This is a genomic window from Microbacterium suaedae, from assembly GCF_003254645.1.
Classification (GTDB): Bacteria; Actinomycetota; Actinomycetes; order Actinomycetales; family Microbacteriaceae; genus Microbacterium; species Microbacterium suaedae.
Map to the genome: position 1 here is coordinate 229,876 of NZ_PNFD01000004.1, position 23,437 is coordinate 253,312.

27 protein-coding genes are annotated in these 23,437 nt (G+C 69.1%); 11 read left to right on the forward strand and 16 right to left on the reverse strand.

All coding sequences use genetic code 11. The features are described 5' to 3' along the window. Nucleotides 1–25: 25 nt before the first annotated feature. From resB to C0012_RS13370, 4 genes are read right to left on the reverse strand one after another with little or no spacing between them, the layout of a single operon-like run. Nucleotides 26–1,711 carry a cytochrome c biogenesis protein ResB gene (resB, locus tag C0012_RS13355; protein ID WP_111467099.1) on the reverse strand — a complete coding sequence of 562 codons (1,686 nt, stop codon included), beginning with the start codon at nt 1,709–1,711 and terminating at the stop codon, nt 26–28. Then, the gene (locus tag C0012_RS13360; RefSeq protein ID WP_111467100.1) at nt 1,692–2,441 is read right to left on the reverse strand and encodes a cytochrome c biogenesis CcdA family protein; all 750 of its coding nucleotides are present in this window, start codon (nt 2,439–2,441) and stop codon (nt 1,692–1,694) included. The genes resB and C0012_RS13360 overlap by 20 nt, the downstream gene beginning before the upstream one ends. Next, the gene (locus tag C0012_RS13365) at nt 2,438–3,046 is read right to left on the reverse strand and encodes a TlpA family protein disulfide reductase (protein WP_232527932.1); all 609 of its coding nucleotides are present in this window, start codon (nt 3,044–3,046) and stop codon (nt 2,438–2,440) included. The genes C0012_RS13360 and C0012_RS13365 overlap by 4 nt, the downstream gene beginning before the upstream one ends. Before the next feature lie 59 nt (nt 3,047–3,105). Then, the gene (locus tag C0012_RS13370) at nt 3,106–3,489 is read right to left on the reverse strand and encodes a DUF3054 domain-containing protein (protein ID WP_232527933.1); all 384 of its coding nucleotides are present in this window, start codon (nt 3,487–3,489) and stop codon (nt 3,106–3,108) included. A gap of 127 nt (nt 3,490–3,616) precedes the next feature. On the opposite strand from C0012_RS13370, the gene C0012_RS13375 reads away from it, so the two are divergent. Beyond that, nucleotides 3,617–4,249: a histidine phosphatase family protein gene (locus C0012_RS13375; protein ID WP_111467101.1), complete on the forward strand. Its 633-nt coding sequence runs from the start codon at nt 3,617–3,619 to the stop codon at nt 4,247–4,249. Between the two features lie 10 nt (nt 4,250–4,259). Here C0012_RS13375 and C0012_RS13380 read toward each other — a convergent pair whose 3' ends face one another. Next, on the reverse strand, nt 4,260–5,189 hold the full coding sequence (locus C0012_RS13380) for a DUF368 domain-containing protein (protein ID WP_111467102.1): 930 nt from the start codon (nt 5,187–5,189) through the stop codon (nt 4,260–4,262). A 158-nt stretch (nt 5,190–5,347) separates the two neighbouring features. Here C0012_RS13380 and C0012_RS13385 point away from each other — a divergent pair, with 158 nt between their 5' ends. The 4 genes from C0012_RS13385 to C0012_RS13400 all read left to right on the forward strand — a co-directional run bounded on the left by C0012_RS13385 (nt 5,348) and on the right by C0012_RS13400 (nt 11,263). Further along, complete coding sequence (locus C0012_RS13385) at nt 5,348–6,586, forward strand: LCP family protein (protein ID WP_162622950.1); 1,239 nt, start codon at nt 5,348–5,350, stop codon at nt 6,584–6,586. Nucleotides 6,587–6,647: 61 nt separating this feature from the next. Next, entirely contained in the window at nt 6,648–8,291 is a 1,644-nt protein-coding gene (locus C0012_RS13390; RefSeq protein ID WP_162622951.1) for an FUSC family protein, read from the forward strand. 117 nt (nt 8,292–8,408) lie between these two features. Next, entirely contained in the window at nt 8,409–10,187 is a 1,779-nt protein-coding gene (aspS, locus tag C0012_RS13395) for an aspartate--tRNA ligase (RefSeq protein WP_111467105.1), read from the forward strand. 251 nt (nt 10,188–10,438) lie between these two features. Beyond that, a complete protein-coding gene (locus tag C0012_RS13400) occupies nt 10,439–11,263 on the forward strand; it encodes a type IV toxin-antitoxin system AbiEi family antitoxin domain-containing protein (RefSeq protein ID WP_111467106.1) in 825 nt (274 codons plus the stop codon). A 98-nt stretch (nt 11,264–11,361) separates the two neighbouring features. Here the strand turns inward: C0012_RS13400 and C0012_RS13405 are convergent, their stop codons facing one another. The 6 genes from C0012_RS13405 to C0012_RS13430 all read right to left on the reverse strand — a co-directional run bounded on the left by C0012_RS13405 (nt 11,362) and on the right by C0012_RS13430 (nt 14,591). Next, nucleotides 11,362–11,661 (reverse strand): Dabb family protein, encoded by a 300-nt coding sequence (locus tag C0012_RS13405; protein WP_111467107.1) that lies wholly within the window; start codon nt 11,659–11,661, stop codon nt 11,362–11,364. An 83-nt stretch (nt 11,662–11,744) separates the two neighbouring features. Beyond that, nucleotides 11,745–13,256, reverse strand: a complete 1,512-nt coding sequence (locus tag C0012_RS13410) for a molybdopterin-dependent oxidoreductase (protein WP_111467108.1) — start codon at nt 13,254–13,256, stop codon at nt 11,745–11,747. Between the two features lie 41 nt (nt 13,257–13,297). Then, a complete protein-coding gene (locus tag C0012_RS13415) occupies nt 13,298–13,567 on the reverse strand; it encodes a PLDc N-terminal domain-containing protein (protein ID WP_232527934.1) in 270 nt (89 codons plus the stop codon). 20 nt (nt 13,568–13,587) lie between these two features. Beyond that, a complete protein-coding gene (locus tag C0012_RS13420) occupies nt 13,588–13,845 on the reverse strand; it encodes a glutaredoxin family protein (protein ID WP_111467109.1) in 258 nt (85 codons plus the stop codon). Beyond that, nucleotides 13,842–14,132, reverse strand: a complete 291-nt coding sequence (locus C0012_RS13425; RefSeq protein WP_111467110.1) for a rhodanese-like domain-containing protein — start codon at nt 14,130–14,132, stop codon at nt 13,842–13,844. Before C0012_RS13425 ends, C0012_RS13420 begins: the two co-directional genes overlap by 4 nt. Before the next feature lie 156 nt (nt 14,133–14,288). Continuing rightward, the gene (locus C0012_RS13430) at nt 14,289–14,591 is read right to left on the reverse strand and encodes a hypothetical protein (protein WP_111467111.1); all 303 of its coding nucleotides are present in this window, start codon (nt 14,589–14,591) and stop codon (nt 14,289–14,291) included. Nucleotides 14,592–14,728: 137 nt separating this feature from the next. On the opposite strand from C0012_RS13430, the gene C0012_RS13435 reads away from it, so the two are divergent. Together C0012_RS13435 and C0012_RS13440 are read left to right on the forward strand one after the other, a co-directional pair. Then, nucleotides 14,729–15,433, forward strand: coding sequence for a response regulator transcription factor (locus tag C0012_RS13435; protein WP_232527935.1), 705 nt, complete (start codon nt 14,729–14,731; stop codon nt 15,431–15,433). Continuing rightward, the gene (locus tag C0012_RS13440) at nt 15,430–16,644 is read left to right on the forward strand and encodes a sensor histidine kinase (protein WP_198411147.1); all 1,215 of its coding nucleotides are present in this window, start codon (nt 15,430–15,432) and stop codon (nt 16,642–16,644) included. Before C0012_RS13435 ends, C0012_RS13440 begins: the two co-directional genes overlap by 4 nt. A gap of 187 nt (nt 16,645–16,831) precedes the next feature. Here C0012_RS13440 and C0012_RS13445 read toward each other — a convergent pair whose 3' ends face one another. The 3 genes from C0012_RS13445 to C0012_RS13455 all read right to left on the reverse strand — a co-directional run bounded on the left by C0012_RS13445 (nt 16,832) and on the right by C0012_RS13455 (nt 18,320). Continuing rightward, nucleotides 16,832–16,930, reverse strand: coding sequence for a 30S ribosomal protein bS22 (locus C0012_RS13445; protein ID WP_003792170.1), 99 nt, complete (start codon nt 16,928–16,930; stop codon nt 16,832–16,834). Between the two features lie 138 nt (nt 16,931–17,068). Next, a complete protein-coding gene (locus C0012_RS13450) occupies nt 17,069–17,272 on the reverse strand; it encodes a helix-turn-helix domain-containing protein (RefSeq protein ID WP_111467113.1) in 204 nt (67 codons plus the stop codon). Nucleotides 17,273–17,411: 139 nt separating this feature from the next. Beyond that, nucleotides 17,412–18,320, reverse strand: a complete 909-nt coding sequence (locus tag C0012_RS13455; protein WP_111467216.1) for a TetR/AcrR family transcriptional regulator — start codon at nt 18,318–18,320, stop codon at nt 17,412–17,414. An 81-nt stretch (nt 18,321–18,401) separates the two neighbouring features. On the opposite strand from C0012_RS13455, the gene C0012_RS13460 reads away from it, so the two are divergent. Beyond that, nucleotides 18,402–19,283, forward strand: a complete 882-nt coding sequence (locus C0012_RS13460; protein ID WP_332835692.1) for an ATP-binding cassette domain-containing protein — start codon at nt 18,402–18,404, stop codon at nt 19,281–19,283. Further along, entirely contained in the window at nt 19,280–20,074 is a 795-nt protein-coding gene (locus C0012_RS13465) for an ABC transporter permease (protein ID WP_111467114.1), read from the forward strand. Before C0012_RS13460 ends, C0012_RS13465 begins: the two co-directional genes overlap by 4 nt. Nucleotides 20,075–20,083: 9 nt before the next feature. Here C0012_RS13465 and C0012_RS13470 read toward each other — a convergent pair whose 3' ends face one another. Beyond that, entirely contained in the window at nt 20,084–20,488 is a 405-nt protein-coding gene (locus C0012_RS13470) for an ArsR/SmtB family transcription factor (protein ID WP_111467115.1), read from the reverse strand. 100 nt (nt 20,489–20,588) lie between these two features. On the opposite strand from C0012_RS13470, the gene C0012_RS13475 reads away from it, so the two are divergent. Next, nucleotides 20,589–22,052, forward strand: a complete 1,464-nt coding sequence (locus C0012_RS13475) for a TrkH family potassium uptake protein (protein ID WP_111467218.1) — start codon at nt 20,589–20,591, stop codon at nt 22,050–22,052. Continuing rightward, entirely contained in the window at nt 22,045–22,716 is a 672-nt protein-coding gene (locus C0012_RS13480) for a potassium channel family protein (protein WP_111467116.1), read from the forward strand. The genes C0012_RS13475 and C0012_RS13480 overlap by 8 nt, the downstream gene beginning before the upstream one ends. A 4-nt stretch (nt 22,717–22,720) precedes the next feature. Here the strand turns inward: C0012_RS13480 and C0012_RS13485 are convergent, their stop codons facing one another. Continuing rightward, nucleotides 22,721–23,416 carry a potassium channel family protein gene (locus tag C0012_RS13485; protein ID WP_198411148.1) on the reverse strand — a complete coding sequence of 232 codons (696 nt, stop codon included), beginning with the start codon at nt 23,414–23,416 and terminating at the stop codon, nt 22,721–22,723. Nucleotides 23,417–23,437 lie beyond the last annotated feature (21 nt).

Consider the following 23,437-nt stretch of genomic DNA (forward strand, 5'->3'; position numbering starts at 1 on the left):
GGTTCTCGTGGGGTCAATGGCGGCGTCAGCCGCGGAGGTCCTTCTCGTGCTGCTCGGCGAGCTCGTCCACAGCGCGACGGATCGCCGGATCCTCGCCGCGCGCGAGGCCCGCGTACTCGACGCGCGCGCCGTCGTCGCCCTCCGGCGTGACCTTCACCCACAGCCGGCGGCGCGGCACGAGGAGCGCCGTGATGAGTCCGCCGACGAGCAGGATCGCGAAGGTGAGCACCCAGCCCGTCGAGGCGTCGTGATGCACCTGCAGCGACGCGAATCGCTTGACCGACTCGGTGTAGCCGACCTCGTCGATGTCGGCATCGCTCGGCGTCTCGTCCTCGAAGGTGACGGATCCGCGCCCGCCCGGCAACTCGACCGTCTGCCCCGGCGAGAGTTCGAGGGACTCCGCCTCGGCGTCGCCTCCCGCGATCTCCTCCATCCCGTCGGCTTCGAGCGTGTAGACCGATCGGGGGGTGCCGTCATCGATGCCGAGATCGCCCACATAGGCGCGCAGCGAGAGAACGGGATTGTACAGATCGGCGTAGGCCGACGTCATCGCCCCCGTGCTGAGCTCGGCCTGGGTCGGATAGAAGAAGCCGACGAGGCCGAGCTGCTCTTCGAGTCCGTCCGGCACCTTGACGACGCCCGCCGAGGTGAGGTTGTCGTCCTGCGGCAGGAACGGCACGGAATCGCGGAAGACCACCTCGCCATCGGCATCGCGCACCGTGATCGTGGGCGCGTAGCCGTTGCCGAGCAGGTAGATGGCGTCGCCGTGCACCCGCAGCGGGTGGTTGACGCGCACGGCCCCTTCTTCGGCGGATCCATCCGGTTCGCGGACCGTGACGTTCGCCGAGAAGTCGCCCGCCTGCCCCGCCCCGTTCTGCCCGTAGGGCACATACGACACGTCGAAAGAGTCGAGCGTCATCGAGTAGGGGGCGAGCGCGTCGTCGGGGACGAGGCGCCCCTTGTTCATGGACGAGTAGTTCAGCAGCGAGTTGACGAAGGTCGTGCCCTCGATGATGACGCTCTGCCCCGTGTAGGCGAACTGTCCGCCGAGGCCCACGGCCACGAGGATCCCGACGAGCGAAGCGTGGAACAGGAGATTTCCCGTCTCGCGCAGATAGCCGCGTTCGGCCGAGACCGAGAGGGTTCCGCCCGCGTCGTATCGCTCGACGCGATACCCCTGCTTCTTCAGCCGCTTCTCCGCCGCGTCGATGGCCTTCGCGGGTTCCGCGGCGAGAGTCTGCGAGCGGAAGTCGGCGAGACGGCTCAAGCGGGCGGGGGTGCGGGGCGGGCGCGCCTTCAGCGCCGCGAGATGATGCTTCGTCCGCGGCAGGATGCAGCCGATGAGCGAGACGAACAGCAGCAGGTAGATCGCCGAGAACCACGCCGAGGAGTAGACGTCGAACAGCTGCAGGGCGTCGACGATCGGGAACAGGTCGGGATTGTCTCGTTCCCACTGCGTGACGCCGTTCGGGTTCGCCATGCGCTGCGGGAAGATCGATCCCGGGATCGCGGCGATCGCCAGCAGGAGCAGCAGGACGAGCGCCGTCCGCATGCTCGTCAGCTGACGCCAGGCCCAGCGCAGCCACCCGACGAATCCGAGCTTTGGCTGGTTCACCGGCGCGGCCGACTGCGGGCGCGCGTCGAAGTGGTCGTCGGGGCGGCGCGGATCCGCGGCCGAGTTCCGCGTGAGATCAGAGCGGGAGTTCGACACCGCCGATCACCCCCTGCAGTCGCGACATGATCATGGTCCAGATGCCCGACACCATCAGCAGGCCGAGGAGAATCAGCAGGGATCCGCCGATGATGTTGACAATGCGCACGTGCTGGCGCAGAAATGCGAGCGAACGCGTCGCCCAGCCGAGGCCGAGCGCCGCGATGAGGAACGGGATCCCGAGCCCCAGGGAGTAGACGAGGCCCAGCAGCCCCGCGCGCCACGGATCACCCGTGTTCCACGACAGGCTCATGATCACGGCGAGAGTCGGCCCGATGCACGGGGCCCACCCGATGCCGAGGGCGAGCCCGAGCAGCGGGGCTCCGACGAGGCCGAGATCGCCGTTCATGTTCGGCTTCATGGTGCGCTGCATCGGGCGGAACAGCCCGAGGAAGACGAGGCCCATGACGATGACGACGGCGCCGAGGACACGCGTGATGACGTCCTGGTACTGGAGGAAGAACATCCCGAGGCTGCCGCTGAAGACGTTGACCGCCATGAAGACGACCGTGAATCCCGCGATGAACAGCAGCACACCGCCCACCAGGCGCCCACGCGTCGCGGATCCGCCCTGATCCGAACGCGACGTCACGGTGCCCGAGATGAACCCGAGATACCCCGGCACGAGCGGGAGAACGCAGGGCGAGAGGAACGACAGCAGCCCCGCCGCGAGGGCGATCGGAAGGGCGATCCAGAGCGCGCCTCCGCCGACGAGCTGTTCGACGCTCACGCGGCCTCGTCGAGGGTCTCGCCGACGAGCGTCGAGAGGATCGACGCCCCCTCGAGCTGTCCGATGATGCGCGCGGCGACGCGCCCCTCGCGATCGAGCACGAGAGTCGTCGGCGTCGCCTGGATCGGCGTGGCGTCGGCGAAGGCCAGCTTCACGGATCCGGTGTTCACGTCGACGATGCTCGGGTACGTCACGCCGTTGTCCTTCGCGAACGAACGGGCAGTGTCGGCCTGGTCGTAGATGTTGACGCCGACGAACGCGACGTCGTCGTCCTGGTACTCCTGCCAGACCTGCTCGAGGTCGGGAGCCTCGACGATGCACGGGCCGCACGAGGCGTACCAGAAGTTGACGACCGTGACCTTCCCGGCCGTGTCCTCGCTCGAGAGCGGCTCGCCGTGCTCGGTCTCGCCGGCCCACTCGACGGGCTCGCCGCGATCCTCCGCGGGGATGGGGTCGACGCGGAAATCTCCCGCGATGTAGCCCTTGTTGTCGCCGTCGAGATACTGCTCTGCCACGGGGTCATTCGAGCACGCGGCGGCGGTGGCGGCGAGCGCGAGGACCGCGAGAACGGATCCGATGCGCCGGAGCGGGGTCTTCAGGGGCACCTGAGGAATTCTACGCGTTGTAGTAAGAGGAGGCTGAGTGCCACCGGAACCGGGGTGCCTCAGCGACGCCGGTCGCGGATCCGCGCGACGAGCGCCGCGATCGCGCGCCAGCCGACAAGGAACGCCGCGAGGACGACGGCCGTGACGAGGAGGAACGACACCGCGAAGCCTCCTCCGGTCACGACGCGGAGGCCCATGCCGAGCGCGACCGCCAGGATCCAGACGGGGAGGCCGACGCGCAGCGGGGCGGCGGGGACGCGCCACGCGAGGCAGACGATCCATCCGACCCCGGCGCCCACGAGGAACGGCCACGCGACGCCCACGAGGCCCGGCACCGTGAAGCCGCCCTCGTGATTCACCATGCCGATCGCCGCGAACGCGACGATGAGCACGACGTCGAGTACGGCGGCGAGGATCCAGGGGAACGGGCGGCGAGAGGTCACAGTTCGAGCGTACGCACCGCACGCCTACCGGGCGACGCCAATTCTGTGCGGAGACGTCTGCGATGGCGGCGTGTCACCCCGACGGACCCAGAATTGGCGTCGTCGTGCACGCGGATAGAGTGGCCCCATGCCCGCCGAGCGCCTGTACCTCGTCCGCCACGGGGAGGTCCACAACCCCGATCACGTGCTCTACGAGCGGATCCCCGGCTTCGGCCTGAGCGAGGCAGGGCGCGAGATGGCGCGCGCCGCCGCGGCGCACGTCGCTGACCTCGGGCGCCCCGTCACGCGGCTCATCTGCTCGCCGCTGCAGCGCACGCGAGAGTCGGCCGAGCCGTTCGCGACGACGTTCGGGCTCGAACCGCAGGCCGACGAGCGCGTGATCGAGCCCTGGAACGCGTTCGCAGGCAAGCGGATGAAGCGCGCCGTGCTCAATCCGCTCAATTGGCGCCTGCTCGTGAACCCGGCGCGCCCCAGCTGGGGAGAGCCGTTCGCCGACACGGCAGCGCGCGTCGTCGCGGCGATGCAGGACGCGTGGGACACAGCCGACGGCGGCGACGTCGTCATCGTGTCCCACCAGGCCCCCATCTGGCTCGCGCATCTCGCCGTCGCGGGCGAGAAGCTCGCGCACTCCCCCGCGCGGCGGCGGTGCGCCCTCTCGAGCGTGACGAGCTTCTCGCGCTCCGGCACCGGCCCGACCGGCTTCAGCGAGATCGCCTACGCGGAGCCGGCGGCGTCCGGGATCGATCTCGGAGCGGTGTAACGGCGCGGCGTCAGCTCCGGCGCCGGATCGCCGCGCGCTCGACGACGATCAAGGCGAGCACGACGACCGCACCGCCAATGGCGAACAGGATCGGACCGAGCGGATCCGTCGGCGCGACGAGAGCCCCGTGCCCGTCCTCGCTGCCCGCGCCGCCCTGCCACGGCCAGAGTGCACGCAGGGATCCGAGCATGAGGCCGGCCATGACGAGGAGCGTCATGCGGCGGTGCCGCTCGAGCAGCACACGGATCACGCGGACGACCGTGAGCAGGCCGAGGATCGCGCCCGCCGCGAAGACCGCGATGTAGCCGAGCGCGCGGTCGTCAACGGCCTGCAGCGTCGGCGAGTAGAGGCCCACCGCCAGCAGGAAGAAGGATCCCGAGACTCCCGGAACGACGAGGGCGCACACCGCGACCGCCGCGGCGAGGAAGACGAAGACGAGGTTCGGCTCGTCGATCGACGAGTTGCTCGCGAAGCCGACGAGGAAGAAGGCCACGACCGCGGGAATCAGGAAGGAGGCGATGTCGACCGCCAGGTTCGTGCGCTTCGGAAGCAGCTGGAACGGCACGATGAGGCTCGCCGCGACGAGCCCGAAGAACAGTCCCCGGGCGTTCTCCGGGTGGGCGGTGACGAGATCTTTGACGATGCCGGCGGCGAACAGCACCGCCGCCGCCATCCCGATGAGCAGCGGTCCGATGAGCCACCAGTCGACCTCTCGCAGACGGCTCCGGAACCCCGAGAGACGATCCGGACCGACGACGAGCGCCTTGCAGGCTCCGCCGAGGGCGCCGGCGGCGTGCAGCGCCCGCTCGTAGACCCCCGTCACGAGAGCGACGGTGCCCCCGGAGACGCCGGGCACCAGCTCCGCCATCCCGATGAGGAATCCGCGCAGCACGTTGATCGGGCTGTGCGCTGCTCGCGCGGCAGTGGCGTTCTCGCTCATGGGTCTCGCTTCCGTCGGAGGGCGCTGTCGCGCCGCCACGACACTACCGGCCGCGGGATGCCCCCACACGGCGGACTCCCCTGCTCGCAGCCTGGGGATTCTCGGTGAACTTCGCCGTCGGCTTGAACCGATTCCGGCCGCGCGAGTGGAGTGGGCAGGTGACCGCTCCCCTGCTCTCGATGCCGCGCCACTCGTCGACCGACCTTGCTCGCGTGCGTCGACGGCGAGTGGTCCTGCTCGCAATTCTCGCGATCCTCACCGCCGCCGCGCTCGCCCTGGGGATCGGCGTGACGAAGCTGAACAGCAATCTCACGGTCGTGCAGCTCCAGCCGCACGAGGACATCGGTACGGGCGCCGCGGCCGGCATCGGCATGGACGGCGCCGCCGTGAACATCCTCGTGCTCGGATCCGATGGACGCGACGCGGGCGACGGCCGCTTCGGCGAGGACGACGGCACCCGCCGCAGCGATTCGATGATGCTCGTCCACATCGCCGAGGACAACGAGCGCATCGAAGCCGTGCAGATCCCTCGCGACACGATCCTGGATCTGCCGGCGTGCGTCGATCGCGGCTTCGGCGCTTTCGCGGGCGGCGTCGGCATGATCAATACGCCGTACAACTACGGCGAGGGGTGTTCCGTCGAGGCGGTCGAGGCTCTGACGGGCGTCGACATCGACCACGTGATCGCGATGAACTTCGACGGCTTCGCCACCGTCGTCAACGCCGTCGGCGGAATCGAGGTGTGCCTTGCCGAGCCGATCTCCGACGGGCATGCGCTCATCGACCTGCCCGCCGGCCGGCAGACGCTCGGCGGTGAAGACGCCCTGGCGCTCGCCCGCGTGCGATACGTGATCGGCGACGGCAGCGACATCTCGCGACTCGAGAACCAGCAGATGGTCATGTCTGCGATCGTGCAGCGGGCCACCGCCAACGAGGTACTCTCGTCGCCGACGCGCGTGTACGGCCTGGTCGACGCCGTCACCTCGTCACTGACCGTCGACGCGGGGCTGTCGTCGGTGACGAAGCTCGCGAGCCTCGCGCTGCGCCTGCATGCGGTGCCGGACGAGAACATCACCTTCCTCACGATGCCGTGGCAGCCGGCGGCGAGCGATCCGAATCGCGTCGAGGCATCCGCCGACGCGGAGATCGTGTGGAGCGCGCTGGAGAACGACGAGCCGATCGTCTTCGCGGGCGACGCCGAGGGCGCTCTCGCCGAGGAAGCGGCGAGCGATGACGAGGGGTCTTCCGCGGAGGATCCGACGGATGACGCCGACCGCGCTCCCGCCGAGGACCCGGATGGCAACGACCGGGGATCGACGGAGCCCCAGGAGGCTGCCGAGGACGTCGACACGATCGACGCGGCCGCCCGCACCGCGGCCGAGCCCGTCTGCGGCTGACAGTGCCTCGTCCGGAGGAGCCACCCATTTCGCGGCCGGTCCGCCGGAATACGCTCGGAGAGTGACCCCGCCCGACGAGCACCTCCCGACCCGTACGCTGCCGCGCGTGCGGGCGCAGTTCAGCATCCGGCCATCGCTGCGCAGCGTGCGCCTTCCGCGCGACGCCTGGTACCTGCGGGCCGCGGCGCTCGTCGTCTCCGCCGTCATCTCGATGGGCGTCCTCGCCGCCCTCGACCGCGTCGATCTCGGCGCGTACACGATGGCGGGATCCATGACCGCTCTCTACACACACGGCCTTCCCTACCGTCAGCGAGCTCGGACGATGGCGGGTTTCGTGGGGCTCCTCTCGCTGGGGTGTGCGATCGCGTTGGCGACCGCCGCCGTCGGCAGCGTCGGCGTCTCGATCGGCGTCGCCGTGCTGCTGGCCGCCGTCATCAAGGTGGCTCACGAGGCGTCGAACGTCGGCCCGCCTCCGGCCGTCATCCCGATCTTCCTCGTCACCGCTCTCGCCTTCACCGACCAGGACTGGCCCGACGTGCCTCTGCATGCGGGGCTCGTGCTCGCCGCCGGATCCGTCTCGTGGTTCGTCGTCATGCTCCCGCGCCTCGCGCGGCCGCACGGCCCCGAGCGGCGGGCCGTTGCGACGGCGGTGCTCGCGACCGCGTCGCTGGGCGAGGATCCTTCGTCGTCCGCTGCCCGAGAGAGGCTCGCCGCCGCGATCGCTGCCGCATGGCGCACCATGTCGCTTGCGCGGGCGCGCACAGACGAGCATGCGGCCCTCGAGGCGCACATCGTCGCCGCGGAGCGGATCCTCGTGGATCCCTCTTCGAGCGACCCCGCGCGAGCACGCGCTCATGCGCGGAAGATCGAGCACTCCCGCACGGGGGTCCCCGCGCCGCCCCTCAGTGACGCCGAGCGCGCGCAGGTGCGCGGCATCCACCTCGACCACGACGCGAGAAGGGGCTTCACCGACCGACATCCTGTCCTCGCCGCGTTCCGCCCGTCCTCTCCCTCGATGCCGTTCTTCTGGCGCGTGCTCATCGGTTGTCTGGCTGCGGCGCTCATCTCCTACGCGCTGGGCGTCGGCCGCCCCTTCTGGGCGATCACCTCTGCCGCCGTGATCATCCAGCCGAATCTTCTGCTCACCTGGCGAAAAGCACCTCCACGCGCGCTCGGCACCGTCCTCGGAGTCGGCCTGTTCGCCGCGCTCGCGCCCGCCGCGCACCTCGACCCGCTGCTCGCGGTGGCGATGATCCTCGTGCTCAACTCCCTCGCTGAATTGTTCGTCCCCCGCAACTACCTCGTCGGCCAGGTGTTCGTCACGCCGATGGCGCTCCTCATGAGCCAGTTCGGAACGGTCCTGCCGACCGACGAGCTGATCCGCGACCGCCTGCTCGACACGGTCATCGGCGTCCTCGCCGGACTCGCCGCCGCGTTCGTCATCCGCAATGGCCATCTCCGCCGTCACGCGAAGGCCGCGACGATCCGACTCGAGGCGGCCGCGATCGACGCGGAGGCACTCCCGCAGAGCGCGAGCGCAGACGAGCTCGCGCGGGCGAGGCGCGCGCTGATCGCGGATCTCGCCGCTGTGTCGGCGGCCGTGCGCTCGTCCGACAGCGAATGGTGGACCCACCGTGTCGATGAGACACGCGTGATCGCCGCGCAGAAACGCGCCCACGCCGCGCTCGCGGCGCTTGACCGGTAACGCCGGCATCGAACCGGATGTGCGACGTCGCGCGGAGGGCTCCGACCGCGTCCGCGCACTCAGGCGGCGACGAATAGGATTGTCTCCGTCAGACCAACACAATCAGGAGGATCCTCCGTGCTGCGCACACACACGGCCGGCTCACTGCGAGCCGAGCACATCGGTCAGACCGTCACCCTCACGGGGTGGGTCGATCGTCGCCGCGATCACGGAGGAGTCGCCTTCATCGATCTGCGCGATGCCTCGGGCATCTCGCAGGTGGTCATCCGCGACGAAGAGGTGGCGCACCCGCTGCGCAACGAGTTCGTCCTCCGCGTGACGGGCGAGGTCTCCGGCCGCCCCGAGGGCAACGCGAACGACAACCTGCCGACGGGCGACATCGAGGTCATCGCGACCGAGGTCGAGGTGCTCAACGAGTCGGCGCCGCTTCCCTTCCAGGTGTCGACCGCCCTCGATGGACAGGAGACGGTCGGCGAGGAGGCGCGCCTCGCGCACCGCTACCTCGATCTGCGCCGCCCGTTCCCGGCGAAGGCGATGCGCCTGCGCTCGAAGGCGAACCAGACGGCTCGGCGCGTGCTCGACCAGCAGGAGTTCGTCGAGGTCGAGACGCCGACGCTCACGCGCTCGACCCCCGAGGGAGCCCGCGACTTCGTCGTCCCCGCACGCCTCAGCCCCGGGTCCTGGTATGCCCTTCCCCAGTCGCCGCAGCTGTTCAAGCAGCTCCTCATGGTCGGCGGGATCGAGCGCTACTACCAGCTGGCCCGCAGCTACCGCGACGAGGACTTCCGCGCCGACCGCCAGCCCGAGTTCACGCAGCTCGACATCGAGATGAGCTTCGTCGACCAGGAGGACGTGATCGCGCTCGGCGAGCAGATCGTGTCCGAGCTGTGGAAGCTCATCGACGTCGAGATCCCCCTGCCGATCGACCGGATCACGTACGCCGACGCTATGCGGCTGTACGGATCCGACAAGCCCGATCTGCGCTTCGGCAACGCGATCGTCGAGCTCGCGGAGTACTTCGCCGACACCCCGTTCCGCGTGTTCCAGCAGGAGTACGTCGGATCCGTCGTCATGCCCGGGGGCGCCTCGCTCCCCCGCCGCCAGTTCGACGCCTGGCAGGACTGGGCGAAGTCGCGCGGCGCGAAGGGCCTCGCGTACGTCACGTTCCTCGAGGACGGCACGCTCGGCGGCCCCGTCGCGAAGAACCTGTCCGACGCCGAGCGCGACGGTCTCGCAGATGCCACGGGCGCGAAGATCGGCGATGCTGTGTTCTTCGCCGCGGGCAAGACGGGCGAGGCGCGCGCGCTGCTCGGCGCCGCGCGCGTCGAGGTCGCGAAGCAGACCGGCCAGCTGAACGACGACGAGTTCGCCTTCGTCTGGGTCGTCGACGCCCCGATGTTCGAGTCGACGGCCGACGCTGTCGCTTCGGGCGACGTCGCCGTCGGGGGCGGCGCCTGGACGGCCGTGCACCACGCCTTCACGGGCCCGAAGCCCGAGTTCGAGGACACCTTCGACACCGATCCCGGATCGGCGCTCGCCTACGCATACGACATCGTCTGCAACGGCGTCGAACTGGGCGGCGGCTCGATCCGCATCCACCGCGAGGACATCCAGAAGCGCGTCTTCGCGGTCATGGGAATCGACGAGGAGGCCGCGCAGGAGAAGTTCGGCTTCCTGCTCGAGGCGTTCAAGTTCGGCGCCCCGCCCCACGGCGGCATCGCGCTGGGCTGGGACCGCGTGCTGCAGCTGCTCACGAAGGCCGACTCGATCCGTGAGGTCATCGCGTTCCCGAAGACCGGCAACGGCTTCGACCCGCTGACGGCAGCCCCCGCGCCCATCACTCCGGAGCAGCGCGCCGAGGCCGGCGTCGACTACGAGCCCGACGAAAACGAGTAGGCCCCGTCGCATGAGCGCCCCCGCGGATCCGATCCGCGGGGGCGCTTCGCGTTTCGCCGGAGATTCGCCCATCCTTCGGATCCGGTGGGGAATTCTGGTCCGTAGATCCGACGATTCTCCGGCGTTCCGGTCGGCCCTGTTGGGGGCGACGTGGGGGTCAGCGTGTCCACAGGCGCCGAACTCGTGGAGTTATCTGAGGATCCGGGGCCTGTGACGCACGCGTCGCCGCGGATCTCGGCATCGTGCTGTCCATGCACATCGAGAACGAGCTCCTCCGGGCGGGCGGCATCGCGCGGACGCGATTCCTGGTCGACGCCGGTGCGACGCCCTCACAGATCACACGCGCGGTGCACGACGGTCGGGTCGAGCGCCCGGCCAAGGGCTGGATCGCCCTGCCGGATGCGGATCCGCTACTGCGGCGGGCCGCGATGGCGGGTGTCGTCCTGTCCTGCGTCACAGCCGCCAAGCGGCATGGACTCTGGGATGTCGGCGCCCCGCAGGTGCACGTCGCGGTCGCGCCGAACGGGAAGCCACGCGCGACGACGACCGCGCGCGTGCACTGGTTCCAGCCGCTCATACCGCGCCAGCCCGGCGCCCTCGTGGATCCCATCGAGAACACGCTCGCGATCGTGGCCGAGTGCCAGCCGCACGAGGAGGCGCTGACGATCTGGGAATCCGCGATCCGACGCGAGGCGATCGCGCTGGACACGATTCGCACGCTGCCGCTCGGCCCGAAGGCGCGCCGGATCCTCGACGAGGCCCGGCCCTTCGCCGACGAGGGCACAGAGACGATCCTCTTCAACCGCCTGAAGTGGCTGCGGCTCCCCCTCCGCCGTCAGGTCTGGCTGCTCGGCCACCGCGTCGACCTGCTCGTCGGCGATCGCCTCGTGATCCAGGTCGATGGCGGGCACCACGTCGATGCCCAGCGCACGAGCGACAACGCGCACGATGCGCGGCTGCGCCTGGCCGGGTATCACCCGATCCGGATCACCTACTGGCAGCTCATGCACGAATGGCACGTCGTGCAGGACCTCATCCTCGGCGCGATCGCGCGCGGGCTCCATCTCGCCGCATGAGCACGCGCCCGTCCGCCGGAGATTCGCCCATGTGTCGGATCGGATGTGCGATCCGGATCCGAAGAACGGGCGAATCTCCGGCGGATCGACTTCGCCGCCTACAGCTCGATGTCGATGGCCGCCCGACGCGACTTGAACGTGCCGATGAACTTCGACACGGCGACGTGGGCGGGGTGAGTTGCGTACACGGCGAGCGCGTCGGCGTCGTCGAAGTCGGCGACGAGCGCGAAGTCGTAGTTGCCGTCGATGTCGACGGCGTTCGCTCCGACGATCATCGAGCGCAGACCGGGGACGACGCCGACGAGCTTCTCGAGCTGCACCGCCGCCTCCGTGATCTTGGCGTTGCGGTCCTCGGCGGTGTCGGCATCGACGTCGAACATCACGATATGGCGGATCATGTGCGCTCCTTTGCGGATCAGGGGATCCTGTCATCGTACGGATCGATTCGGATCCCGACGGGAGGTCGACGCGATGGCGCGGCTCACGCCGCCGTCACGCGCACGGTGTGGTGGCCGGTTGCACCGTCAGGCGCCGGCGGCGCGGTGTCGGATGTCTGCGTCTCACCTTGGCGGCTCAGGGCTCGGCAGGTGAGGGTGTGTTCCCCGGGCGCGAGGGCGACGGGCAGACTCCACTGCACCCATGTGTCGTCCGAGATGGCCGATGCGAGCTGTGCGCGCTGCCACGATCCGCCGTCGACCGACACCTCGACCCCCGCGACTCCGACGTGCTGCTGCCACGCGACCCCGGCGACCACCGTCTCGCCCGACGGCACCTCGGTGCCGCGCGGCACGTCGATGCGGGACTGCAATTTAACGGGTCCTCGCTCCGACCAGCCGCGGTCCGTCCAGTACGCGCGTGCCTGATCGAAGCGCGTCACTTCGAGATCGACGACCCACTTCGTCGCCGAGACGTAGCCATAGAGCCCCGGCACCACCATCCGCACAGGGAAGCCGTGCGCGAACGGCAGCGGCTCGCCGTTCATGCCGACGGCGAGAATCGCGTTGCGGTCGTCGGTCAGCGTCTCGAGGGGCGTGCCGGCCGAGAAGCCGTCGTGCGACCGCGACAGCACCATGTCTGCATCGGGCAGCGGCCCGGCCTCGGCCAGCAGGTGGCGGATCGGGTAGCCGAGCCAGACCGCGTTGCCGATGAGCCCGCCGCCGACCGTATTCGACACGCAGGCGAGGGTCGTGACCGACTCTTCGAGCGGGAGCGCGAGCATCTCGTCCCAGGTGAGCGTCACCTCGCGCTCGACGAGGCCGTGGATCCGCAGGCTCCACTGCGCGGGGTCGATCTCGGGCACGACGAGCGCCGTGTCGATGCGGTAGAAGTCACGGTTCGGCGTGATGACGGGGGCGAGCCCGTCGATGCCGAGCTCCGCGCCCTCGGGAACGCTCGCGCCGACACCGGCTGCCGGCAATCGGATCGCGGCACGGATCGCCTGGACCGCGCGATCGGTCGCGGTCCCGACGCTCGACCAGACGGCGGCCGCGGCGCCGACGACGGCGGCTGCGCCGCTCGCGAAGAGAAATCCCCGCCTCGACAGCCCCTCGGCCTGCTCGGACTCGCGGCGCCGCACCAGAAGCCAGACGCCCGCCGCGCCGACCCCGCCGGCGATGGCCGAGGGGAGAATCGCAAGCGCGTCGGGATTCGCACGTGTGAGGACGGCGGCAATGCCGACCAGGCCGAGGGCGCCCGCCACGACGGATCCCCACGGCGGGCGGATCCGCTGGATCTGCCCCGCGATCGCGGCCACGCCGAGGAGGACCGCTCCGATCAGCACGAGGAGAGCGATCTTGTCTGCCGTGCCGAAGAGCTCGATCGCGAGGTCCTTCGCCCACGTCGGCGCGAGGTCGATGAGAGCGGATCCGATGCCGGCGAACGGGCTCGAACGCGGCGCCACCAGCGCGGCTACGAGCTCGCCGAGCCCCGCGCCGGCGATTGCGGACGCCATTCCCGCCCACGCGGCGGCGGCCCTCGAGATCCGCTTCTCCATGCCCTGAGGCTACGACGCGGCCTCACGCCGCCGGATGATCCTTACGAAGACGAAATGTGCGCGTCCGCCCGACGTGCACGGGCATCGCGTCGCGTGTCGGAAACGAACCAGAGGATCGAGCCGAGCACGGGAAGAACGATCACGGCGATCGCCCAGAGCGCGCGGCGGTCGCGGTCTGCCCCGCGCGCCCGCCCGATCGACACGAGCGCGGTGATCGCGACGGCTGCGACGAGCAGAACCATCCCGCTCCACGCGATGTCGTACGCCGCGGGAATGAGTGGATTCGTGCCCACCTCTTCCGAGATCATCATGGCGGTGACGCTACCAGCGGTCACCGACCGCCGAGCGCCTGCGACAGCCGATCCCGCGAGACGCGCCAGTGTCCGTGCAGTTCGCCGTCGATGAGGACGACGGGGATCTTCTCCCACCACTTCTCGTACAGCTGCGGATCGTCGACGATCGACAGCTCGGTCACCTCGACGCGATCGGCGACGGGATCGGGCAGCTCGGCGAGCGTCTGGTCGATGACCTCGCGCGCGACATCGCAGAGGTGGCAGTCGGGCTTGCCGATGAGGGTGAGCTGCGTCACCGCTCGACCTCGTAGCCCGCGTCGATCCACGCATCGGTTCCGCCGACGACATTCGTGGCGTCGTAGCCGCGAGGTTCGAGGGCGGCGACGACCTGGGCCGAGCGCCCACCGACCTTGCAGATGACGTCGAACTCGTGGGGCAGCTCGCCGAGCCGCTCCCCCAGCTGTGAGAGAGGGATGTTGACCGCGCCGGGCACACGGCCCGCGGCGAACTCGCCTTCCTCACGCACGTCGATGAGCGGGGTGTCCGTGCGCGCCGACAGTTCGGCGACCGTGATCTCCTGCATGGATCCATTCTCGCGCACGAGCGACCCCTTGGTCCCGCCCGCGCGGATGCACAACGACGCCAATTCTGCGCGGGGCCGGATCGGATCCCGCGGAATCACGCGGCTCGTCCGCGAAGCGGCACCAGAATTGGCGTCGTTGTGCAGGGAGGTCCCACGTCACATCGCGCACTCGGCCATCGGCTGCTCGGCCATCTCGTCGTCCGACATCGATTCCTCGTCCATCGACTCGTCCGACATCGACTCGTCCGCATCGTCCTTGGGCGCCTCGGTCTCGCAGTCGTCCATGGGGGCCTCGGAGTCCATCTCCTCGTCCATCGGCGCGTCCGACTCCATCGGCTGCTCCATGGGTGTTTCGTCCATCGGCTCCTCCTCGTCGCCCGATCCCGCACCTGTGCCGCAGCCGGCGAGGACGAGGGCGAGCCCGACGAGGGCGCTTGCTGTGATCGGTGTTCTGCGCATGGCTCTCTCCTGGGTTCTGGTCGCGCCATTCGCGACCTCTCCTCCGACGCAACCACCCCGCCTCGCCGCGCGGGCGAGAGGTTTCAAGGACGTAAGGGTCGGTGTCCGCCTCGGCTCGAAGGCCTATCGTCGGGACCATGGACAGCGCACCGCGGGTCATGGTCGTCGAGGACGATCCCACCGTGCGCGCCATCGTGGGCGATTACCTCCGCGATGCCGGCCTCGTGGTCTCGCTCCACAGCGATGGGATCTCGGCGCGCGCCGCCCTCGCAGATGGCGTGCCCGATCTCCTCGTCGTCGACCGCATGCTGCCCGGGATCAGCGGAGACGAACTCTGCCGCGACGTTCGTTCGGGATCCAATGTGCCGATCCTCATGCTCACAGCACTCGGCGGCGTGGAACGGCGCATCGAGGGCCTCGAGTTCGGCGCCGACGACTACCTCTCGAAGCCCTTCGCGATGCGCGAGCTGCTGCTCCGGGTGCGAGCGCTCCTGAGGCGCCGGCAGGCGGCCGATCCCGTCTCGGTATTCCAGACCGGACGTTTTCGCGTGGAACCCGCACACCGGCGTGCGTGGATCGCCGGACGCGAGATCGCTCTGACATCGCGCGAGTACGAGCTGCTGCTGCACCTCGCGCGACACCCGAATCGCGTGTTCACGCGCGACGAGCTTCTGCGCGCCGTGTGGGGATGGAGCGTCGGCGACGCGTCCACCGTGACGGTGCATGTGCGGCGACTCCGCGAAAAAATCGAGGAGGACCCGCGCTTCCCCGAGTATCTGCGCACGGAGTGGGGTCGCGGCTACCGCTTCACGCCGGAGGGGGATGCGCCATCGACGTCATGATGCTGGGCGGCTGGGACATCGCCCTGATCGTCGCCACCGCGCTCGTGTGCACGACCGGCGTGGCGGGCGTCACGTTGCTTCTGCTCCGCTGGAATCGGCGCCGCTCGATCGCCTCACAGTTCACGATCGTCGTCGCGGGCGCCGTCGGTGGCGTCGTCGTCTCGACGGTGGCGATCATGGGCGAGATGTATGTGTCGCCGCACGACCTCACCGTGTTCCTCTGGGTCGTCGGGGTCTCGGCGATCGTGAGCATCGCCGCCGCGTGGTTTCTCGCGAGGCGGACGGCGCGCGCGTCGACGGCCGCCCTCATCGCCTCGGCGCGGCAGCTCGGCGAAGGTGCCGTCGTCGACGCCGAGCACCCCGGATGGCGAGAGTTCGACGACGTGTCCGCCCAGCTGGCGGAGACGAGCGAGAAGCTCGCGGCCGCCCGCGCCGAGATCGCGAAGCTCGACGACGCTCGGCGGCAGTTCTTCGCGTGGATCTCACACGATCTGCGGACGCCGCTCGCGGGGATCCGCGCGACGGCCGAGGCGATTGACGACGGCGTGACGTCGGATCCGGCCGCCTCGGCGCGCGTCATCCGCGCCCGCGTCGACGCGCTCGATCGCATGGTCGACGATCTCTTCCAGCTCTCGCGCCTCGAGACCGGCACGCTCGTCCTGCAACGCGAACTCGTGTCGCTGCTCGATCTCGTGTCCGACGCCGTGGTGGATGTGCAGGCGCAGGCGGAAGACCGCGGCGTGCGGATCGTGCCCGCCCGCATCGACGGGCACATGCTCTGGGCGGATCCGCGCGAGCTCACCCGCGCGATCGGAAACCTCCTCGCGAACGCGGTGCGCCACGCGCCCGAGGGGTCGGAGATCCTCATCGACGCGGAGCGACGGGATCCGATCCGCCGGACGATCGCTCATCCGACGGATCGAACCGGCGGTGCGGATCCGGCAAAACCGACATTCTCCGAAGATCCGGACGCCGACGGCTCCGGAAACCTCGTCCTCAGCGTCATGGACCACGGATCCGGCGTCGCGAGCGAGGATCTCGGGCGACTGTTCGACGTCGGGTGGCGCGCCGAGGGATCCCGCGACGAGCCCGGCGCCGGGCTCGGCCTCGCGATCGTCCGCGGCATCGTCGAAGCGCACGGCGGCGCCGTGGGCGCAGACAACGTTGACGACGGCTTCGTCGTCACGCTCGCGCTGCCCGCTGAACGCTGAGCGTCGAGCCTCATCCATACACAACGACGCCAGTTCTGCAGCCGCGCCCCACCGCACCCCCGGAATCACGCGGGTGCCCGTCAGGCCGATGAAGAATTGGCGTCGTTGTGCACGAGCACCCGAATGCACTCCGGGCACAGCAAACGCCGGCCCCGTGGAACGGAGCCGGCGTTTCCGGGTGCGGCGCTTACTTCTTGTTGCGACGCTGGTGGCGGGTCTTGCGAAGCAGCTTGCGGTGCTTCTTCTTCGCCATGCGCTTACGTCGCTTCTTGATCACAGATCCCATGGGAACCTCGCTATGTCTCGGGGTCGGAAGCCTGGCACGTACATGTGCCGGCGTCCGGAAACGGGCACGGCAGAAAAAGTGCCTCGGAGCATCCTATCGCATGCCCCGCGCGCGGCCTGACAGCCGCCAGGGAGCGCCTCAGCCGGCCTGTGCGCCGTGCTCGTCGTCCGGCAGCTGAACGACCTGCGTCACCGCACTTTCGGGTACGCGATAGCTGCGGCCGAATCGCACGGCAGGGAGCTCGCCGGAGTGCACGAGGCGGTAGACCGTCATCTTCGAGACGCGCATGATGTCGGCGACTTCGGCGACGGTCAGGAACCGCACGTCGGGCATATCGGCCATTTTCAACTCTCCCCCGCAGGTGTTTCTTCCCGCTCACCCTATGGGGCGCGGGATACCGATGTAAACCCGTGTGGCCGGTGTGATCACGATGCGCACCTCAGTGAGAGTGACAACCGTTCGCTTCCGGCGCACGAGCGGCCTATGCCCGCGCCTCGCGAAGCGCCTGCGCCTCGGCTCTGCGCGCCTGACGCAGCGCCTTTTCGGCGTGGCGCACCTCCTTCTCCGCTGTGGTCCGTGCGCGCACTGCGGCGCGATATCGCCTGTCATCCGCGACGTCGGCGTCGTCGACTTCACGGTGCTCCGACGGCTCAGGCGCGACGCGCCCCTCAACGTACGCTTCGATCCCGTCCAGCGTGCGTTCAAGCCCGAAGAGAAATGGGTCTGCCTCGGCGAGGAACGCTCCGGCGTCGATGAGGGCACGCAGGCGTGGGTACGTGTCACTGTCGATGACGCGATCGTAGAGCGCGTGCTCGTCGGCACTGATCTCGTCGGGCGTGCGCCCCGATTCGCGCGCCGCCTGGTCGTACCCTGCATAGACCATCCCCTGCCACCGCGCCTGCCCCGTAATCGCGAGCACCACGGCGAGCTTCTCGTCGAAATCGAGCGGCGTACCGTCGATCGCCTCAAGGCCCGCCTCGATCCACTGCGAGCTGTTGGGAGTGACCGGCGAACCCAAGATCGGCAGGGCGAGGATCCACGGGTGGCGCAGGTAGATCGCCACCTGTTCGCGAAACAGCACGCGGAGCTTCGCACGCCATCCCTCCTCGTCGCGGTACCGCAGCGACGGCTCACCTGTCGCCTCCTCCTGCATGAGAAGCAGCAGGTCGTCCTTCGCCGTGACATAGCGATACAGCGACATCGGCGTGTAGCCGAGCTTCTTCGCGACGGCTGCCATGGACACAGCACCGATGCCCTCGGCGTCGGCGAGCGCGACCGCCGTTTCGACGATGCGCTCGACACTCATCTCGCGCTTCGGTCCGCGTTGCGGGGCAGCCGCCACACCCCAGGCGAGGGCGATTCCACGGGGGAGCTCGGTGTCTTCCTGCATGCCCCAACTCTACGATGTGTATGTTATAAACAGTGTGTTATCTTCATAAACAGTTTTTTACGTATACGGAAGGATCAGATCGTGACTCCCGCCATCGAGACCCGCGCTCTGCAGAAGCGCTTCGGGCGCCAGACCGTGCTCGACGGCGTCGACCTGAGTGTCGAACCGGGCGAGATCTTTGCCTTGCTCGGCCCCAACGGCGCCGGCAAGACCACCCTCGTGAACATCCTCACGACGCTCGTGCGACCCGACGACGGATCCGCACATGTCGCCGGCCACGACGTCGTCCGCTCCCCCGTGGCGGTCGCGCAGCGGATCGCCCTCACGGGCCAGGCCGCCGCCGTCGACGAGGTACTCACGGCCCGCGAGAACCTCGTGCTGTTCGGTCGCCTGTCAGGGCTCTCGCGGCGCGAGGCACCGGGGCGCGCCGACGAACTGCTCGACCGCTTCGATCTCGCGGACGCCGCGAACGGGCGCGTCGGAACCTTCTCGGGTGGGATGCGCCGCCGGCTCGACCTCGCGCTGAGCGTCGTGGTCAGGCCGCAGGTGCTTTTCCTCGACGAGCCGACGACCGGTCTCGACACGCGCAGCCGACGCGAGCTCTGGCGCATCATCGTGTCGCTCGCCGACGCCGGCACGACCGTGTTCCTCACGACGCAGTATCTCGAGGAGGCCGACCGGCTCGCCGACCGCATCGCCGTGCTCCACGACGGCCGCATCGCTGCACTGGGAACCGCCGAACAGCTCAAGGCGCGCGTCGGCGGCACGTCCGTCGAGCTGCGCGGAGGGGACGGCACTCTCCTGCGCGAGCTGCCGACCGATGGATCCGTCTCGTCGTTGCGCCGCGCGATCGACGAGATCGACGCGGCCGGACTCGACGGCGATGTCGTGCTGCGCCGCCCCAGCCTGGACGACGTCTTCCTCTCACTCACTGACCGCACCCACCAGGAGGACCTCGCATGACTATCGCACCGCACACCGACGTGCGGCCCCGTCTAGGCGGGCTCACCGCCGAGGCCATCTTCATCGGCCGCAGCCTGCGCCACTCCCTGCGCGACGCCGAGTCGCTCCTGATGTCGATCGTGCTGCCGGTGATGCTCATGCTCATGTTCACGTACGTGTTTGGCGGTGCGATCGACCCGACAGGCGGGTACGTCGACTACGTCGTCCCCGGCACGATACTGACGTGCGCCGGATTCGGCGCCGCGACGACCGCCACATTCGTCGCGGGCGACATGACAGGCGGCATCATCGACCGAATCCGCACGATGCCGCTGCGCGCCGGGGCGGTCCTGACGGGGCACGTCGTCGCGTCCCTCGCGCGCAATCTGTTCGCAACGGTCGTCGTGATCCTCGTCGCCCTCGCGATCGGCTTCCGCCCCGACGCGTCACCGGTCGACTGGCTCGGCGCGATCGCGATGATCGCCGTCTGGATCTTCGCGATCACCTACCTGTTCGCCGCGATCGGGCTCGCCGCGGGATCCGCCGAGGCCGCAAGCGGGTACGGCTTCATCCTGCTCTTCCTGCCGTACGTCTCCAGCGGCTTCGTCCCGCTCGACACGATGCCCGGCTGGCTGCACATCGTCGCCGAAGTGCAGCCCGTCACACCCGTGGTCGAAACGATCCGGATGTTCCTGCTCGGGACGGATCCGGGATCCGCGCCCGCCTGGGCCCTTGCATGGTGCGCAGGAATCGCCGTCGCGGCCTCCGCGTGGGGCGCATGGCTGTTCCGGCGAAAGGCCGGGAGGCGGTGATGCCGGCGCTCAGGCGCCGAGGCGCTTGAGCGCCGTCTGCACGACCGCGGCCGTCCGGCCGAGCGACTCGGCGAACTTCGTCGCGGGCTGCGGCAGGGGCGCGTAGATCGACTGCGCGGCCTCCGCCGCCAGATCGCCCTCGTCGACGAAGAACGGGACGAGCCAGTCATCGATCTCCTCGAGCGGCTGCTGCTCGAGCCGGTAGTAGCGATGCTGCCCCTCTTCGCGAACCGAGACGAGCCCCGCCTCGCGCAGAACCTTGAGGTGCTTCGACACGGTCGGCTGGCTCACGCTGAGCTCCCCGACGATCTCCGACACGCTCGTCCCGTCCTGCGTCTCCTGCTCTCGGCGCAGCAAAAGCTGCAGGATCTCGCGGCGGGTGCCATCGGCGATCACGTCGAAGATGTCGGCCATAGCCCACAGCGTATGGCATGCGGGGCATATTCGACACGACGATCACCCTCGCGGCGGTACGATGATCGCTGTCCTGCCCGCGAACGAGAGGCGCCCGGTGATGCCAGGCAGCGAGGCCGCGCAGCGTTCGAGGTCGCTCGGCCGCCTCACGCGCGGCGTGTGGCACTGGTTCCGCGTGTTCACGACCCACTCGCCATCGCGATTCGCGATCCTCGTGTTCTCGAGCCTCGTACTGATCTTCACGGCGATCCTCTCGCTGCCGATCTCAGCGGCGGATCACACGGTCACCCCGCTCTCCGATGCGGTGTTCACGGCGATGTCGATGATCTGCGTCACCGGTCTCGTGAGCGTCGATATGACGACGCACTGGTCGGCCTTCGGCGAGATCGTGCTGTTCATCGGCGTGAACATCGGAGGAATGGGCGCGCTCACGCTTGCCTCGATGCTTGGCCTCATCATGTCGAAGCGCATGGGGCTGCGCGCGAAGCTCATCGCGGCGGGCGACACGAACCCCCTCCGGGCTCACGGCGGCGCCGTCAGCGAATCACAGGCGGTTCGCCTCGGGGAGGTCGGGCAGCTGCTGCGCACGGTCGCCCTCTCGACGCTGCTCATCGAGCTCGCCGTCGCACTCCTCGTCTTGCCCTCCACACTCGCGAAGTACGACTGGTGGCTCGAGGGCACATGGGCCGCGATCACCTACGCCGCAATGTCGTTCACGAACACCGGATTCACGCTCAACGAGGGCAGCATCGGGCTCTTCGCCGACGACTTCTACTTCCTCACGGTGATCATGGTCAGCGTGTTCATCGGATCCGTCGGATTCCCCGTCATCTTCGCGCTCTCGCGCCACCTGACGAATCCGCGCAAGGCCATGCTGTTTCGCCCGAGAACCTGGTCGCTGCACGTGAAGCTCACGGTCGTCACGAGCATCCTGCTCCTCTTCGGCGGCGCGGGCGTCCTGCTCTCGCTCGAATACGACAATCCCGGAACCTTCGGATCCATGGGTGCCGGCGAGACGATCTTCCAAGCGTTCTTCGTCTCCGTCATGACCAGGTCCGGTGGTTTCTCGATCATCGACATCGGCGAACTCTACGGATCCGGCATGGTCGTCGGATCCATGCTCATGTTCGTCGGCGGCGGATCCGCGTCAACGGCCGGCGGCATCAAGGTCACGACGCTCGCTGTGCTCGCCCTCGCCGTCTGGTCTGAGGCGAAGGGGCGCCGCCAGGTTCAGGCTTTCGGACGACGGATCCCCTCCGATGTGCAGCGCGTCGCCGTCGCGGTCCTCGCGTGGGGAGCAACGATCGTCGCCGTCGCGACGATCGCGATCGCGCAGATCACGCACGAGCCGATCGCCGAGGTGCTCTTCGATGTCATCTCGGCCTTCGGCACCGTTGGCCTGTCGACGGGCCTCACGGAGAACCTGCCCGATCCCGCGCTGTACATCATGGCCCTGACCATCTTCATGGGGCGCGTTGGTACAGTCACACTCGCCGCGGCCGTCGCGGCGACATCGCAGTTGCAGCACTACGAACTGCCCGTCGAAAGGCCCATCGTTGGTTGAACCGATCCGGAGCGACTCCCCCGTGCTCGTCATCGGCCTCGGGCGCTACGGCGCCGCCTGCGCTGGCGAGCTCGACCGTCTCGACCGCGACGTGCTCGCGGTCGACGCAGACCTCGGCCTCGTGCAGAAGTGGTCGGAGCGCGTGACACACACGGTGCAGGCCGACGCACGCAACCTGGAGGCGCTGAAGCAGATCGGCGCCCAGGACTTCCAGGTCGCCGTCGTCGCGACCGGATCCTCGATCGAGGCGTCCGTGCTCATCACGGCCAACCTCGTCGATCTCAAGGTGCCGCAGATCTGGGCGAAGGCGACGAGCCAGTCGCACGGCAAGATCCTCTCGCGCGTCGGCGCGAACCACGTCATCTACCCCGAACGCGAGGCCGGCGAGCGCGTCGCCCACCTCGTGAGCGGGCGCATGCTCGACTTCATCCGCTTCGACGACGACTTCGTGCTCGCGAAGATGTTCCCGCCGAAGTTCATCCGCGGCGTCACTCTCTCCGACTCGGCCGTGCGCAGCAAGTACCACGTGACCGTCGTCGGCGTGAAGTCACCCGCCAAGCCCTTCCACTATGCCGAGGCGAACACGGTCGTCACCAATCACGACCTCATCATCGTCTCGGGCACGAACGAGGACGTCGAGCGCTTCGCCGCGCTCGACCGGTAGCGCCTCAGCGCAGCTGCGCGAACGCCTCCACTTTGCGGGTCGGGCCGAAGACGAGCACCGTGTCGTCCTGCCGAAGGATCGTCTCGGCATCGGCCGGCTTCCATTCCCCGCCAACGGCCTTGCGCGCCGCGATCGTGACACCGCGACGCTCGCGCAGCCGCGTCTGACCGAGCGGGACGCCGTCGAGCTCCGCCGGCGGCGACACCTTGACGATGGCGAAGCCCTCGTCGACCTCGAGGTAGTCCTTCGCAGCGCCGCGCAGGAGGTGCGCGACACGGCGCCCCATGTCGTGCTCGGGGTAGATGACGTGCTGCACGCCAAGCTGTTCGAGGATCCGGCCGTGCTGATCGTCTGTGGCCTTCGCCCACACGACGGGGCCGTCCAGCTGGAGCAGCAGCGACGCCGCGAGGATCGATACCTTGAGGTCTCCGCTGATCGCGATGATCGCACGGTCGAACTCATGCACCGCGAGCTGACGCAGCACCTCCTCCTTCGTCGCATCGGCGCGCACGACCTGCGTGAGCCGGCCGTTGAGCTCCTGCACACGATCCTCGTCGGCGTCGATCCCGAGCACCTCCGTTCCCGACGCCATCAGCTCGAGGGCGACCGCAGCGCCGAATCGGCCGAGGCCGATGACGACGACCGAGTCGGCCTCCGCGATGCGTTTCGAGGTCTCTCCGAACGAGAGAAACGAACCCATGATGTGATCCTCTCCGCGCCC